The following is a 14,994-nucleotide window of genomic DNA, read 5'->3' as shown; positions in this document are numbered from 1 at the left end:
CTAATAATCTGACAGGTGTAAGTAGTCATACAAATCCTGCATTTCTCATAACTCTAATAAGGATAACTATATGAATATCAAATTATCTCAGCATTTACCAAAAACCCATACTCAAAAAATCCTGAAAAAAGAAGCCAAAAGCAAAGACGATGCTTGTCTGGTTGTATTGGTCGATGATAAGAAAAACATTTTGGCTGAATCTGTGCTGACCGAATATACCGCTCGTGTTGAGCAGTTGATTGAAGTATCACATTTTAAGGGTACTGCATGTGAGACTGTTGCTGACTACGCGTTAGCAGGTGATAAAAAAACCACCAAGCAAAACCCTGTTCAACTGCTATTAGTCGGTGTGGGCAACACTGATAAATTCAATAATACAGTACTGCAAAAAATCGCTAATACTATTTATAGCAGCACACAAAAGCGTGTCTCTTCTATTACTGTTGCATTGGGCGATGCGCTAGAAGAAAACCATTTTGGTCAGTTTGCGCTTAACCTATTGGCCGCCAGCTATCGCTTTGACAAATACAAGTCTGAGCAAACCACCCCTGTATTGACTGATGTTTATCTATTAGCTGACGAGTCACTAAAACCTGCACTTACATTTGCTCAATCAGTATTCGCTGGTCAGAGCCTCACTCGTGATGTGGCCAATGAACCTGGCAACATCTGCTTCCCAGCTTACATGGCTGAACAAGCTCAAGAACTTGCAAAAACTTATCCTGACTTATTAACCGTCAAGGTATTAGGTGAAGACGAAATGTCAGCGCTAGGTATGCATTGCTTCTTAGCCGTCGCACAAGGCTCTACCAAAGAAGGTAAGCTTGTGCTCATGGAATACCGTGGCAAATCAGAATTCAGTGCTGATACAAACACGACAGTACAAACCACTAACAACGCAAAAGTAAGTGGTCTAAAAGCACTGGCTGATAAACTGCCAACCAAAAAATCAGCTAAAAATTCAAGCAAAAATAGCGATGGTAGTGCACAAGCGACCAACGACGACGCACCTATCGTATTAGTCGGTAAAGGCGTTACCTTTGACTCAGGCGGTATCTCAATCAAGCCAGGTGCGGCGATGGATGAGATGAAATTTGATATGGGTGGTTCGGCGTCAGTACTCGGTACGATCAAGGCATTGTGTGAAGCGCGTCTACCAATCAATGTCGTTGGCGCCCTAGCCTGCGCTGAAAACATGCCATCAGGTGATGCAACTCGTCCAGGCGATATCGTCAAAGCGATGAATGGCAAATCAGTTGAAATCTTGAATACGGATGCTGAAGGTCGTTTGGTACTGGCCGATACCTTGTGCTACGTGCAGCGTTATCAGCCAAAAGCTATCATCGATGTTGCCACACTGACTGGCGCTTGTGTCGTTGCACTAGGTCATGTTCGTTCAGCCGTGTTTAGTAATGATGAAGATGTCCTGTTTGATTTAGAAAATGCAAGTAACCTATCAGGCGATCTTGTCTGGCATATGCCTTTAGATGACGACTATCAAGCGCAGCTTGACTCACCAATCGCTGATATGCAAAACATCGGTGGCAAAGGCGCTGGTGCCGTAACTGCTGCCTGCTTCTTGTCTCGTTTTGTTGAAGAAGGTCAAGCATGGGCGCATTTAGACATTGCTGGCACTGCATGGAACTCAGGTAAAGACAAAGCAGCAACTGGTCGTCCAGTACCATTGTTTATGCAATATCTAAAAAACAGTGCAGAGATGGTTTAATCCATTTATGAAAATTAGTTTTTATGTATTAAGTGAGAGTAAGGCCCAAGATTTCTTGGGTTTTATTTGTCAGCTGACTCAGACGGCGCTTAACAAAAGCGCTCAGTCTTTGCTGATTTTAATTGAAGATGACACATTGTTATCAAATTTAAATACGGCGCTCTGGGCGCAAGAATCCACGAGTTTTATACCGCATCAAGTCCTTTCTGATATTACTGCTGAAAGTGATGATATTAACGCTAATCCCAACGTTGCTAATCCTGAATTATTAGCGCCTGTAATGCTTAGCAAGCATATGCCAGCAGGCTTTAATGGTATCGTTCTTAATACGACAACACGTCCTGTTAACGATTTTATGGCTGCTACTAATAACTCTAACCCCTCCCGAGTCCTTGAGCTGATCCGACCTGATGCCACAAGTACCCAAGAAGGTCGCAATAAATATAAAGCCTACCAGCAATTGGGTTACGATTTGACCCACTTTAAGGTATAGCTCTGCCGTTTATTTCCCCTTCATTTTTTACAATGAAATATACCTCATATCTTATATATCACAACCTATACCGCCACTTTTACTCTCATGAATGAGATATTCTTAGTAGCTGGTCTTTACCTATAAGTGCTGCATTCTTTTTATACTGACTATATGACTCTGCTATCTCTCCGTTTGCACGCAACAGCCACTGCCATGAGCAGTATGCGAATATGTCAAAAAATGCTACTATCCATCGATAAATTTTCTGTTGTGACAATTCACTTACTTTTAACGGACTTGAGGGTGTACAGATGCGTTCATTAATTGCGATGTACCAGCGTATAGGGCTGGTGCCGCTCATTATTATTGGTTTGGTGCTAGGGGTATTGATTGGTTGGCTAGCGCCAAGTATCGGCACCGCCATAGGGTTACTTGGTACACTCTTTGTCGGTGCACTAAAAGCCGTCGCTCCCATCCTAGTATTTGTGCTGGTTATGGCAGCGATTAGCCAACATCGCAGTGGTAATGAAGTCTACGTAAAGCCTGTGCTTATCATGTACATGTTCGGCACTTTTTTAGCCGCGCTAACAGCAGTTGGTGCTAGCTTCTTGTTCCCGACTGAACTGGTCTTAATAAACGCTGATATCGCACAGGTTCCACCTGCTGACCTAAAAGAAGTTTTGACAAACTTGCTCATGAACTTGGTAGCCAATCCGATTAATGCAATCGCTGAAGCCAACTATATTGGTATCTTAGCATGGGCAATTATTATCGGTTTTGCATTGCGCCAAGCCAGTGATACTGCTCGCAATGTCGTTGGTGATTTCGCTGATGCCATCTCGCAAGTGGTTAAATGGATTATTGCTCTAGCGCCATTTGGTATCTTAGGCCTAGTCGCTAGCACCGTTGCTGAGACAGGCTTTGCTTCTTTGGCAGGCTACGCACGTATCTTGATGGTATTGATCAGCTGTATGTTATTCATTGCGTTGGTTGCAAATCCGCTTATCGTCCTCGTTAAAACGGGTAAAAATCCTTATCCACTCGTGTTTAGATGTCTGCGCGAATCAGGGATTACTGCCTTCTTTACTCGCAGTTCAGCGGCTAATATTCCAGTCAACATGAACCTTGCCCGTAAGCTTGGATTGCATGAAGACACTTATTCAGTGACTATTCCACTAGGTGCCACTATCAACATGGCCGGTGCTGCGATTACGATTAACGTCTTAACGCTTGCTGCTGCTCACACGTTGGGTATCGAAGTGACATTTGCCTCTGCATTGTTATTAAGTCTGGTTGCTACGATTAGTGCTTGCGGTGCTTCTGGTGTTGCTGGTGGTTCGTTATTACTAATTCCACTCGCTGCTAGTTTATTTAGCATTCCAAATGATATCGCGATGCAAGTGGTTGCGATTGGCTTTATCATCGGTGTAATTCAGGATTCAGCTGAAACTGCCTTGAACTCTTCAACTGATGTGTTGTTTACAGCAGCGGCAGATCCTACTTATTCGCGTTAATTGTCGTTGAAATGCTTTCTATAGATATAAAAAAAGGGCCTTTAAACGGCCCTTTTTTATGCGGTATTTTGATTACTTTAGATTGTCTATATCGACTTCGATAACTGGTGTTTGCTGCTCTATTTGACGTTTGAGTTGACGCAGTTGCTCAACCTCATCTAGCAGCTCAAGTATCAAACCAATGGCAGGTACGCTGGCTTCAAAGTCACGACTCAATCGCGATGCACGGCGCACTGTCGTCAGCTGATAACCAGTGAATTTCTCATGCTCTGGTGCATCATATTCAATGATATTTTCTTCGATTAATTCGATGACCCATTGGCGCTCTTGGCCACAGGCAGAGACCAGTTCATCTAAGCTCATGATGATGTCTGTAAATTCAGTCGAGTGGTTCATAGCTATTATCCTCGTTTTCTCTTTATTTCATCGGTATCTTATTCATCTCTGCTATTTATTTATCACTTCGGTAATAAATAACGGTTATTCAGAATCTTGTCTAACGACTAATATCGGTATCAGCAAAGGCTTGCTTTAGCTGCTCATAAGCCTGTGTCGATGCATCATTACTGACATCAGGATTAACAATATTTAAAGTTAGATACAAGTCACCTGCTTGCTTGGCAGGGATACCTTTGCCTTTAAGACGTAAATTGCTACCAGACTTACTGTTTTTAGGAATAGTCACGCCAAGCGTCCCCGCTGGCGTACTGACATTGATTTTTTCACCCAGTGCCGCTTCCCAAGGTGCAATATTCAGGGTTTGATAAACGTCTGCGCCTTCTATACGAATATTGGCATCATGACGAATCTTAACCTTCAAAAACAAATCGCCATTTTTACCATTACTACTACCAGCAGCACCTTGCCCTGCTAAACGAATCTGCTTACCATCAGTGATACCTTTCGGGATTTTGATTTTAAGGGTTTTATTATCATAGTCGACATTGCCATTGGGCTGACGAACAGGGACATTTAGTTTGATACTATAGTCGTCACCACTGTAGACTGAAGATAAGTCAACGGTAATCTCAGCATGCTGATCCTGACCTTTGCTATCTTGCGTCCCAAAATCACCGCCAAATTGATCAAAACCGCTGCTTTGAGAGCGACTACCCGTTTGCCCGCCAGCTGACCCACGTGCGCCGCGACCAAATGCTGAAAAAATATCATCGAAGCGAAAACCGCCATCACCAAAGGCTTCTCCATCACCAAACTGATCTTTGATGTCTTCCCAACGAAAACCACCTTGACCCGCGCCAGTTTGCCCACCGCCACTAAACCCACTTGAGCTATTTTGACCCGCAAATGGGTTGTTTAGCATAGCGTCATACTCAGCGCGCTTGTCTTTATCTCTGATCGTTTCATATGCGTTGTTTATTTCTGCAATCTTATTATCAGCGTCTGGATGATCGCTGACATCAGGATGGTATTGACGGACGAGCTTACGGTATTTTTTTTTGATATCAGCGTCTGAGGCGTCTTTTTTGACCCCTAAAATGTCATAGTAGTTTTTCTCTGCCATGTTATTTTCCCTCAAATGAAAAACATATTAGTGGTATCAGTCTGCCACTTTCAAACGATACGGTATAAACGGCTACTAGATTTTGCTATAGCAGTTTTTGTGGCTTACTTATCATCATAGCAATAATTACCATAAACACCGTTATATAAATATTACCAGTAATGATGCCAAACAATATCTACAATACTTTCTAGTGCAGAAAGAAGAACGCTTTTACGTTAGGCTAAACTTTTTCAAAATTTATCATTATCAGTTTTCTAATGACATTAAAATAATACCAAACCCTCTATTCTTAGCTTTTAGCAATAATATAGAAAGTTTTTATTACATAATACTATCTACTTCTAAATAGCGTTTTATAACGTCAAGTATGCTATATCGATAGATTTGGTCTTTATATATTACCTATTTATATTGTGTGATTGGCTTTCTAGTATTTTGTCGGCTTCTTTATGAGAATCGCTCTCTATAAGGCTAATTTTAGTTTCTTTACCATCATTATTTTTGCTGTAAAGTATCTATTTCCCCTTAAAAAACAAGTATTTGACCTCATGAGTTTTTTACATGGCAGTAATAATATGACAAGCTAGCTCTTGTAAAATCCCCTGTTATTCATACTCATAGGGAGTATAGATAACGTAGGCAAGAGCATCTGTCTATTTTATTAATTGCTTAAAGGTATTAAATGTCTTATTTAATCAAGTCTTTGGTTGTCACTTTATCACTGCTACTTAGCACCACAGTTTTCGCTGCCAATACTAGTTATTACGGTAGTAAGTTTCATGGCAAGCGCACAGCGAGTGGTAGTATCTTCGATATGAACTCTTTAACCGCTGCACATCGCACGTTACCGTTCGGCACGAAGGTACAAGTAACCAACCAAAAGACAAAGCAGAGCGTCGTTGTAAAAATCACGGATAGAGGACCTTTTATTCGAGGCCGTATTCTTGATTTATCAAAAGCCGCTGCTGGTGAAATAAACTGTCAGCTTTGTACGACTACGATGGAAATACTGTCGTACGGTGATGGCAAATATCGTAAGGAATGATGTAATAAAAAAGGGATGGCTTATGCCATCCCTTTTTTATGTCTGCTTCTATAACTAACTATCTAGAACGCTTTATGCAAACTTAGCTTCCATCTCTTCTAAAGTCGTCATTGATAGTAGTAACTTCTCTTCATTATCACTGTGCTGCTGCTGTAGCGCTGTTTGTTCATTGAGTAACACAAGCAAGTCAGACTTACGGCTCTCTTCGTACAGCTCTGTATCAGCCAATTTTTCTTCAAGCGTCACGAGCTGCTTATCAATCTTAGCCAGTGTCTTTTCTGTTTCCTCTATCTCGCGGCGGATAGGTGCTGTCATTTTACGCTGTTCAGCAGCTAGCTTACGCTGCTCTTCTTTACTAAGTGCAGACGGCGCAGCTTTACTGTTTGATGAGGTATCAGATGACTTGTTGCTTACTGAGCCAGTATCTGTTTCACGTGAAACAAACTTCTTACTCTCTTTTTTACTTTTCTTCTTACCAATATTTTTATCTGCTGCGTTCTCTTGTTTACGCTTCTCTGCTAGCCATTTACCATAGTCACCAATATCACCATCGAATTCTTCGATAATGCCATCGTGTACCAAATATAGCTCATCACAGACATTGGCAATCAGCTCTCGATCATGCGATACCAGTACCACTGCACCTTTGAAGCCTTGCAATGCGATAGTCAGCGCTTGACGCATTTGTAAATCTAAATGGTTGGTAGGCTCATCGAGTACAAGAACGTTTGGACGCTGCCAAACAATCAATGCCAAGGTCAAACGCGCACGCTCACCACCTGAGAACAGCTCACTTGGGGTATCAATGCGCTCACCGCGAAAGTCAAAGCTGCCCAAAAACGAACGCAGCATCGCATCAGAAGTTTTACCTGCTAGACGACGCAGCATCTCTATAGGCGTTGCTTTGGCATCTAGGATGTCCATCTGATGCTGATTGAAATAGCCCAATTTTAGGGTATCTGAAACGCGGTATTTCCCTGTTAATATGCCAAGCTCACCAACCAATGCCTTAATCAACGTTGATTTACCAGCACCGTTCATGCCCAATAGGCCAAGACGAGTATCAGGGGTCACCTGTACATTAGCATTACGTAATAGCGGTGTTTCACTATAGCCAATATCTGCGTGGGTCAGCTCAATCAGCGGTGAGCTCATGTTTGCTGGCTCATAGAACTGGAACGAGAACGGGTTGTCGGCCATCATCGGTGATAGCTCCGCCATACGCTCAAGCTGCTTAATGCGGCTCTGGGCCTGTTTGGCTTTACTGGCTTTAGCACGGAAACGACGAATAAAGTCATCCAAGTGAGCCTTGGTCGCTTCTTGCTTTTCAAACGCTTGCTGCTGCTGCGCCATACGCTCATGACGGGTACGGATAAATTGCTGGTAGTTACCAGTATATAGGGTGATTTTTTGTTGCTCTACATGCAAAATATGACCAACTGTCGCGTCCAAAAACGCTTGGTCATGCGAGATGACGATTACCAAGCCCATATAAGCATTGATCCATGTTTCAAGCCACAAGATAGCATCTAAGTCCAAATGGTTGGTTGGCTCATCGAGTAACATCAGATCAGCACGGCTCATCAAAGTCTTGGCAAGGTTTAAGCGCATACGCCAACCACCAGAAAACCCTTCTACTGGTAGCTCATGCTGGCTAGTCTTAAAACCAAGACCTGCCATAATTTGTGCCGCTTTGGTCGGTGTCCGATACCCATCAATCTCATCGAACTGCTGATGCAATACGCCAATTTGCTCATCGCTAACGCTACTTAAGTCATTTAGCGCAGCATTAATCTCATACCACTGCTCATCACCGCTCAATACATAATCGATTGCAGACTGCGACGTAGCACCAACTTCCTGTGCCATGTGCGCCACATGCCAGCTATCAGGAATACTGACTTCACCTTTATCAAGGGTGACCTCTGTATCGCCTGTACCCATCTGCGTCAGTAATAGCGCAAATAAAGTAGATTTGCCTGTGCCGTTGTTGCCCGTCAGTCCAACTTTGTGACCTGGATGGAGCTGAAAGCTTGCACCTGCAAACAATTCACGACCATCACGGCGAACACCAACGTCTTTAAATTCGATCATATAATTTCTTCATCTCAACAATAATATAGATATAGGGCAATAAGAAACGCACATAGGGTATGTCAACTGGCGGCTATTATTTCAAACGCGTGCCCTATAGGCAAACAATTAAATAACTATTTCAAAACTAAGTATTTATTACGCTAAAAACCTTAAGTTTCACAAGCGACTCTTGAGCTCATACATGCTTGTTCCTATTATAAAGGTTATGGCCACAAAATACCGTAATACGATCCATAAGCTTTAAGTCTTCCTAATATTATTAAGTAGTATTTAATCGCATAGCGATATTATTGGTTAGTAAGATTTTTAGCATGAGCCTTCAGCGCAATTTTTTTAGATAATTCTACACCAAACTTAAGGCACTGCTTATTCGTTAGTAACATTCAGTAGTCGCGCCACTCTTGACAAACGAAACAGTACCCCCATTATGATATACTGCTACAAAATAAGTGCCCACCATCAATAGAGGCAATAAAGTGTTGTAGTGGCACAAATACCATTTTGAAATAGTACAAACAGCTTATAATGCACCAATAGCTTTGCCATAATGACAGCACCCAATTAAATCAAACGCCGTGCGTATCTTTATTTGCAAGTACCCTATTGCAAACCCAAACAGGACGACGACCGCATTTGATCCTAGCAACTGAGGTAGATATGAACGAATCAGCCAACCAATTTAGTCCAAGCGCCAGCCAACCAGTGGACCCAACCGTATTAAGCCTAACCGATAGTGCGGCGCAGAAAGTACGCCGTCTACGCGAAGAAGAAGGCGATAGCGACCTTATGCTACGTGTTTATGTGACGGGCGGTGGTTGTTCTGGTTTTTCTTACGGGTTTAACTTTGCCAATGATCTAAACGAAGACGATGCCAACTTTGATAACGGTGATGTGACGTTAGTCGTCGACTCGCTAAGCTATCAATACTTGCAAGGTTCTACCGTCGATTATACCGAAGGGCTAGAGGGGGCACGTTTTGTTGTGACCAATCCAAATGCCACGACCACTTGCGGCTGCGGCTCGTCATTCTCTATATAGGCTGAGTAGACACCGTCGAGCTATGACTGTTGAGATGATGAAGTAGTGCACAAGCGATATCTCAAATAGCTTGTAGGCATAATGGATAAAGCATCTATCTTTCAAGTAGATGCTTTTTTTATCAAACTATTTGGTCAAAACAACACTATATTCGAGATAAACCTATATTAAAAAACAGGGTCAAAATCTTCACAAATCGCTTTGCTTAAAGCTTATCGTATTTGTAATTGTCCGTGGTTTTCAAGATAGCTTTGAGCTAAACTGACGGAATTATTGACCTAACACTTACCTATTTTATGGACAAACGCTTATCGTGTTTTGATCCGCCATAATAAACAACAATAGATGACTATTATGAGTAATTTTGCGAGTAGCTTTGTTAATTTCGAAATCCCTAATTGGTTTGATAGCACACACTTGACGGGCATGCTCCGCGGTATCGAAAAAGAGGGCCTTCGCGTAAAACCTGATGGTTTCTTGGCACAGACCCCGCATCCAACCAAACTTGGGTCAAAACTTACTCATCCTTTTATCACTACCGATTACTCAGAAAGTCTGCTTGAACTCATCACAGAACCAAAGTCCTCACCAAAAGAGACTCTCAATATGCTGCGCCAATTGCACGTATTGGTCTATCAGGGTATACCTGAAGGTGAGCTAATGTGGCCATTATCGATGCCTTGCATGCTGTCTTCTAAAGACGAAGATATCCCACTAGCTGATTATGGTAATTCTAATACGGGTAAGCTAAAAACCCTATATCGTAGTGGTCTTGGTATTCGTTATGGTCGCCGCATGCAAACGATTGCTGGTCTGCATTACAACCTGTCTTTTGGTGATACGTTGTTTGAGACGTGGCAAGCCAAAACATCGACCGCACAAAGTCAGACGTTAACAGAGTTCAAAAACGAAAAATACTTAGGGCTGATTCGTAATTTTAAACGTCTGACTAGCCTTGTTTTGTATTTACTCGGTGCCAGTCCAAGCGTTTGTCCTTGTTTCTTGGCAGGGCGTGAGCACGATTTAGAGTTGCTCAATGATTCAACCTATTATAAGCCTGCTGCTACTAGCCTGCGTATGGGTAAGCTTGGTTATACCAATAGCGTGCAAGAGCAGCTCGATATTCGTTATAACTATCTACCAGAGTATGTCGCTGGTCTGCGCCGTGCTATTCAAACCCCACACGAAAGCTTTGCGAAACTTGGTTTGAACGATGAAGACGGCAACCCGATCCAAATCAACAATCATATTCTGCAAATAGAAAACGAGTACTACAGCCCTATTCGTCCTAAACAAATCGCGATGAGCGGTGAAACACCAACCGAAGCACTTGAGCGTCGTGGTATCGCCTATGTCGAATTCCGTGCTATTGACCTTGATCCATATAGTGACGTGGGCATTCGCCTCTCTAGCGCTTGCTTCTTAGAAGTAATGGCGCTGTATTGTCTGTTCAGTGACTCACCAGACCTGCTACCTGAAGAAGAGGAATCGCTCGCTATCAATCTTGAGCGTGTGGTCAACGAAGGTCGCCGTGATGACTTGCATATTATCAATAATGGTCAAGAGCAATCACTTGAAAGCTGGATGCTAACGCACCTAGAGCGTATGCAGCCGCTTGCCGCATTACTTGATGCTCACTACGGTGGTAATGATTACCGCGCGGCCGTCGCATTGATGCAAGGCAAAGCAGGACACTCTGAATCAACTATTTCCGCACAAGTGAATTCCGACAGCAAACGCTTAGGCAGCTTATGGCAGCTTGGCTTTACATTGGCTCAACAGCATCGCGAGTCTTTACTACAGCAGACACTTAGTCCAAATACTCAAGCTAAATACGAAGTATTGGCAGAAAAATCTATCTTGCAGCAAGCTGAAATTGAGCAGTCTGAAACAGAAGACTTTATGGAGTTTTTACAACAATATCGCTAGCTTTTAATTACTGAGCCTTAACTGCTAGTTTTTAATTGCTAAATTTTGATGACTGGTGGTTGATTGTTAAATTTTGACTGCTTAATCTTGATTGCTGCCCTACATCTATTATAGATAAACATATAAGAGTAACCGCACGATGCGACAGCTAACTACTTACCGTAACCTGCAAGTATTTTTGGTAATAATGGCCATCATAGGCATGAGTTTTGCGCTGTTTTATTTACAGCGCCACCTAGGGCTTTCTCCTTGCCCGCTCTGTATTTTTCAGCGTGTTGGCTTAATAGTCATGGGCGGTTTTGCCCTAATATCCGCATTGTTTAATCCTAAGTCTAAAGTGATAAGGCTACTACTGTGGCTTGGTAGCTTAGTAGGTATTGGTTGGGCAACGGCGGTAGCAGCGCGCCATGTATGGTTGCAATATTTGCCTGCTGACCAAGTACCTTCTTGTGGACCAGGGCTGAACTATTGGCTTGATACGCTTCCTATTTTACAAGTGTTCGAAGAAGTTTTTGCCGGTTCTGGCGAATGTGCTTCTGTTGATTGGACATTTATGGGGTTAAGCATCCCTGAGCAATCTTTGATTTTATTTAGTGTGCTACTGATTGTACATATATTGATATTATTGCGTATCATCAAGCCTATTAATTAATATCCTATGACTTGATAAAACGTTAGGTTTTATTCCTGCTTCTACTTTTGAAACAGACATTGCTATCTTAGATACAATGTCTGTTTTTTATCTACTGTTAATCCGCCTTTATAACCCGCATTGGTTACACCGACAGGTGTTTCTACGATTTCTTTTATTTCTTGAACTTTTCGGTAACAACAAAAAGCCCACAGAGATGTTTTTTAGCTTTTGATATCTTTAGTCAGCTTTTATCATAAATGAATAAGTATCAGATATTTATCGCTTTCTATTCATAAGCTATCTGCATTTTACATATAAGATAATGCTCTCAAGCTCTCAATTTATATTACTACTATGCGCCCATTCCTCATTGTCCTGATTTTTGACAGTGGTTTTATGGTGTCTATAGTATAGATGAGCTTGAAAAATACTTGTTAATAACTGTTTTTGGTATAACCATGATATATCTTGCTTCTGTTCACTCTACTACGTTAACTATAGTAAAGCGGTGGCGTCCTGCGTTATTTGTAGCATCACTATGCGCGTTGATCGTAGGCTGTGATAGCGCTTCATCTAATACCGACAAAGACATGGTATCTACATTCGCTGCTACTAGTCCTGAATCACAAGATGATTCGCAAGCATTGCAGGATGAGAATGTTGAGCTAGCGAGTGATGACGAGACAAGTGAAATGGTGGAAGGGCAGTCGCTGATTGCTGCTGCTCAGTCAAACAAAAATACTTATGTAGATAGCTCTATGGAGCGATCAGAAGCAAAGAGCAGTATGCTGCAAGCAACATTGATGGGCGATTATGGCGGTATGGTCTCTTGTACAGACTGTGACAGTATCGAGGTCACGTTGAATCTATTCGCTGATGGGTCTGTATTAAAAGCAAGCAACTACCATAACCCCAAAGAATCAAAAGCACCCCTACTCGAATCCGGTGTCTACCGACAGGATAATGACAAAATCACGATTGTTTATGAAAGCAAAAACATCGAGACCTATCGCATACAAGACAATCATCTAGTACGTATGGGTGAGCATCATAATTTAGATAAAGACTATACATTATCTCGCAAATAATAAACGGATCAACAAGAACTACCTGAACAAAAGCGTCATAATACCAGTTGTTAATTAGTCTATCGCTCAATACTAAAACAGCTAAAGTCTATTAGCTATATAGCGCCTACTTGTTAGGCGTTTTTTATTAGTCATCGAACAGGGTTTACTTTACAATGATTGCTGGTTTGCCCAGCTAATATATTGGTCGCTAGGTATCAATAGTATTTATTTTTAATGATAACAGCTAAGTACTTCTAATTTTATTTTATCAGCTCTCTATTCTTTTCACTTAAGCGCGTACGGAACGTCTATGCATATTCATATTCTTGGTATTTGTGGTACTTTTATGGGCTCACTGGCATTGCTAGCTCGTGCACTTGGGCATACGGTCACAGGTTCAGATGCCAATGTCTACCCGCCTATGTCTACTCAACTCGAGAATGCTGGCGTCACTATTGAAGAAGGCTATCTAGTAGAGCACTTGCAACCAACGCCAGATCTAGTCGTCGTTGGAAATGCGATGAAACGCGGCATGGATGTGATTGAGTACATGCTAGATAATGGCTTTCGCTATACCTCAGGTCCGCAGTTTTTATCTGAGCAAGTATTGCAGTCACGTCACGTAATTGCCGTTGCAGGGACTCATGGTAAGACCACAACTACAACTATGCTTGCATGGATATTACATTATGCTGGTATTGATACAGGGTTTCTAATTGGCGGTGTACCATTGGTTGATACGACTGACGAGCACTTGCAGCAAGTGTTTGCACACAGTAGCTATTTGGGTGCTGATAAAAGTGATGATAACGAATCTGGCTATTTTGTGATTGAAGCAGATGAGTACGATTCTGCGTTTTTTGATAAGCGTTCGAAGTTCGTTCACTATCGTCCACGCACGGCTATTTTGAATAACCTTGAGTTTGATCATGCAGATATCTTTGCAGACATCAATGCGATACAAACTCAGTTCCACCATATGGTGCGCATGATTCCAAGCACTGGCAAAATTATCATGCCAGCCGCGACCACCAGTTTAGAAGACACGCTAGCAAAAGGGGTCTGGACACCTGTTTGGCGTACCGCTGTCATTGACTCTACTTTAGCTGATAACAATGAAAGCGCGCGTACTCTAAAAGATAGTAGCGACTGGCAGGCTGAGCTGATTCAAGCAGATGGTAGCCAGTTCAGAGTCAGTTTTTCTGCTGACAAAAAGACCACTGCCATCGTAAACTGGTCAATGAGTGGCATTCATAATGTCAACAATGCGCTAGTTGCCGTGGCTGCTGCCTACAACGTTGGCGTCAGTGTTGAGACTGCCTGTGCTGCCTTATCAGATTTCGCTGGTATCAAACGCCGGATGGAGCTGATCGGCGACGTCAACGACATCTTAGTCTTTGATGATTTTGCCCATCATCCAACAGCTATTACAACCACATTAGACGGTGCCAAAAAGAAGCTGGCTGATAGACGCATTTGGGCCATTATTGAGCCACGTAGTAACACTATGAAAATGGGTATTCATCAAGACAGCCTAGCTCAATCAGCGTCAATTGCGGACTACACATTATGGTACGAGCCTGCTGGTCTAGAATGGGGCTTAAAAGATGTCGTCGAACAAGCAAAGGCTACTAGCGACTCTATCGGCAACCAACAAGTACTATCAAGCATTGACGCTATCATTGAGCATATCAGCAGTCATGCAAAAGCAGGTGATGCGATTGTGGTCATGTCCAATGGTGGTTTTGAAGGCATTCATCAGCGTTTGTTAACCGCATTGCATAACGGATAACGCTTCTAGCTAGAAACAACAAAAGCTCTTGTGTTATACATAAAAACGCAGCCATCTATTAGATAGCTGCGTTTTTTATTTCCAATGTCTATATAACTCTAGTATGACAGCTACCACGTTAATGAGTGATGTTAGCACCACAGCTACCT

Annotated in this window: 12 protein-coding genes; 9 read left to right on the top strand and 3 right to left on the bottom strand. The window is 42.3% G+C overall.

Going from position 1 to position 14,994, the window contains the following annotated elements:
• Positions 1-70: 70 nt before the first annotated feature.
• The 3 genes from ACT3QQ_RS01930 to sstT all read left to right on the top strand — a co-directional run bounded on the left by ACT3QQ_RS01930 (position 71) and on the right by sstT (position 3,715).
• Positions 71-1,726, top strand: a complete 1,656-nt coding sequence (locus tag ACT3QQ_RS01930; protein ID WP_444526698.1) for a leucyl aminopeptidase — start codon at positions 71-73, stop codon at positions 1,724-1,726.
• Positions 1,727-1,733: 7 nt separating this feature from the next.
• Positions 1,734-2,219 carry a DNA polymerase III subunit chi gene (locus ACT3QQ_RS01925; protein WP_444526697.1) on the top strand — a complete coding sequence of 162 codons (486 nt, stop codon included), beginning with the start codon at positions 1,734-1,736 and terminating at the stop codon, positions 2,217-2,219.
• Between the two features lie 293 nt (positions 2,220-2,512).
• Positions 2,513-3,715, top strand: coding sequence for a serine/threonine transporter SstT (gene sstT, locus ACT3QQ_RS01920; protein ID WP_444520012.1), 1,203 nt, complete (start codon positions 2,513-2,515; stop codon positions 3,713-3,715).
• Positions 3,716-3,787: 72 nt separating this feature from the next.
• Here the strand turns inward: sstT and ACT3QQ_RS01915 are convergent, their stop codons facing one another.
• Positions 3,788-4,111, bottom strand: a complete 324-nt coding sequence (locus tag ACT3QQ_RS01915) for a chaperone modulator CbpM (protein WP_444526696.1) — start codon at positions 4,109-4,111, stop codon at positions 3,788-3,790.
• Positions 4,112-4,211: 100 nt separating this feature from the next.
• Positions 4,212-5,237, bottom strand: coding sequence for a DnaJ C-terminal domain-containing protein (locus tag ACT3QQ_RS01910; RefSeq protein WP_444526695.1), 1,026 nt, complete (start codon positions 5,235-5,237; stop codon positions 4,212-4,214).
• A 685-nt stretch (positions 5,238-5,922) separates the two neighbouring features.
• On the opposite strand from ACT3QQ_RS01910, the gene ACT3QQ_RS01905 reads away from it, so the two are divergent.
• A complete protein-coding gene (locus ACT3QQ_RS01905) occupies positions 5,923-6,285 on the top strand; it encodes a septal ring lytic transglycosylase RlpA family protein (protein ID WP_444520015.1) in 363 nt (120 codons plus the stop codon).
• A 72-nt stretch (positions 6,286-6,357) separates the two neighbouring features.
• On the opposite strand, the gene ACT3QQ_RS01900 is transcribed toward ACT3QQ_RS01905, so the two are convergent.
• The gene (locus ACT3QQ_RS01900) at positions 6,358-8,379 is read right to left on the bottom strand and encodes an ATP-binding cassette domain-containing protein (RefSeq protein ID WP_444526694.1); all 2,022 of its coding nucleotides are present in this window, start codon (positions 8,377-8,379) and stop codon (positions 6,358-6,360) included.
• Between the two features lie 660 nt (positions 8,380-9,039).
• Here ACT3QQ_RS01900 and erpA point away from each other — a divergent pair.
• From erpA to mpl, 5 genes are all read left to right on the top strand, one after another.
• The gene (gene erpA / locus ACT3QQ_RS01895) at positions 9,040-9,420 is read left to right on the top strand and encodes an iron-sulfur cluster insertion protein ErpA (protein WP_444520017.1); all 381 of its coding nucleotides are present in this window, start codon (positions 9,040-9,042) and stop codon (positions 9,418-9,420) included.
• A gap of 354 nt (positions 9,421-9,774) precedes the next feature.
• Complete coding sequence (gene gshA, locus ACT3QQ_RS01890; RefSeq protein ID WP_444526693.1) at positions 9,775-11,349, top strand: glutamate--cysteine ligase; 1,575 nt, start codon at positions 9,775-9,777, stop codon at positions 11,347-11,349.
• A gap of 139 nt (positions 11,350-11,488) precedes the next feature.
• Positions 11,489-12,001 carry a disulfide bond formation protein B gene (locus ACT3QQ_RS01885; RefSeq protein ID WP_444523736.1) on the top strand — a complete coding sequence of 171 codons (513 nt, stop codon included), beginning with the start codon at positions 11,489-11,491 and terminating at the stop codon, positions 11,999-12,001.
• A 440-nt stretch (positions 12,002-12,441) separates the two neighbouring features.
• On the top strand, positions 12,442-13,071 hold the full coding sequence (locus ACT3QQ_RS01880; protein ID WP_444526692.1) for a copper resistance protein NlpE N-terminal domain-containing protein: 630 nt from the start codon (positions 12,442-12,444) through the stop codon (positions 13,069-13,071).
• Positions 13,072-13,363: 292 nt separating this feature from the next.
• Positions 13,364-14,845 carry a UDP-N-acetylmuramate:L-alanyl-gamma-D-glutamyl-meso-diaminopimelate ligase gene (gene mpl, locus ACT3QQ_RS01875; RefSeq protein ID WP_444526691.1) on the top strand — a complete coding sequence of 494 codons (1,482 nt, stop codon included), beginning with the start codon at positions 13,364-13,366 and terminating at the stop codon, positions 14,843-14,845.
• Positions 14,846-14,994: the final 149 nt, after the last annotated feature.

This window comes from Psychrobacter sp. AOP7-A1-24 (assembly GCF_052376235.1).
GTDB lineage: Bacteria > Pseudomonadota > Gammaproteobacteria > Pseudomonadales > Moraxellaceae > Psychrobacter.
This window is presented reverse-complemented; position numbering and strand designations above follow the sequence as displayed.

Coding starts and splice junctions, on each gene's coding strand:
- ACT3QQ_RS01930 (WP_444526698.1), top strand. CDS start 71: ATGAATATCAAATTATCTCAGCATTTACCAAAAACCCATACTCAAAAA.
- ACT3QQ_RS01925 (WP_444526697.1), top strand. CDS start 1,734: ATGAAAATTAGTTTTTATGTATTAAGTGAGAGTAAGGCCCAAGATTTC.
- sstT (WP_444520012.1), top strand. CDS start 2,513: ATGCGTTCATTAATTGCGATGTACCAGCGTATAGGGCTGGTGCCGCTC.
- ACT3QQ_RS01915 (WP_444526696.1), bottom strand. CDS start 4,111: ATGAACCACTCGACTGAATTTACAGACATCATCATGAGCTTAGATGAA.
- ACT3QQ_RS01910 (WP_444526695.1), bottom strand. CDS start 5,237: ATGGCAGAGAAAAACTACTATGACATTTTAGGGGTCAAAAAAGACGCC.
- ACT3QQ_RS01905 (WP_444520015.1), top strand. CDS start 5,923: ATGTCTTATTTAATCAAGTCTTTGGTTGTCACTTTATCACTGCTACTT.
- ACT3QQ_RS01900 (WP_444526694.1), bottom strand. CDS start 8,379: ATGATCGAATTTAAAGACGTTGGTGTTCGCCGTGATGGTCGTGAATTG.
- erpA (WP_444520017.1), top strand. CDS start 9,040: ATGAACGAATCAGCCAACCAATTTAGTCCAAGCGCCAGCCAACCAGTG.
- gshA (WP_444526693.1), top strand. CDS start 9,775: ATGAGTAATTTTGCGAGTAGCTTTGTTAATTTCGAAATCCCTAATTGG.
- ACT3QQ_RS01885 (WP_444523736.1), top strand. CDS start 11,489: ATGCGACAGCTAACTACTTACCGTAACCTGCAAGTATTTTTGGTAATA.
- ACT3QQ_RS01880 (WP_444526692.1), top strand. CDS start 12,442: ATGATATATCTTGCTTCTGTTCACTCTACTACGTTAACTATAGTAAAG.
- mpl (WP_444526691.1), top strand. CDS start 13,364: ATGCATATTCATATTCTTGGTATTTGTGGTACTTTTATGGGCTCACTG.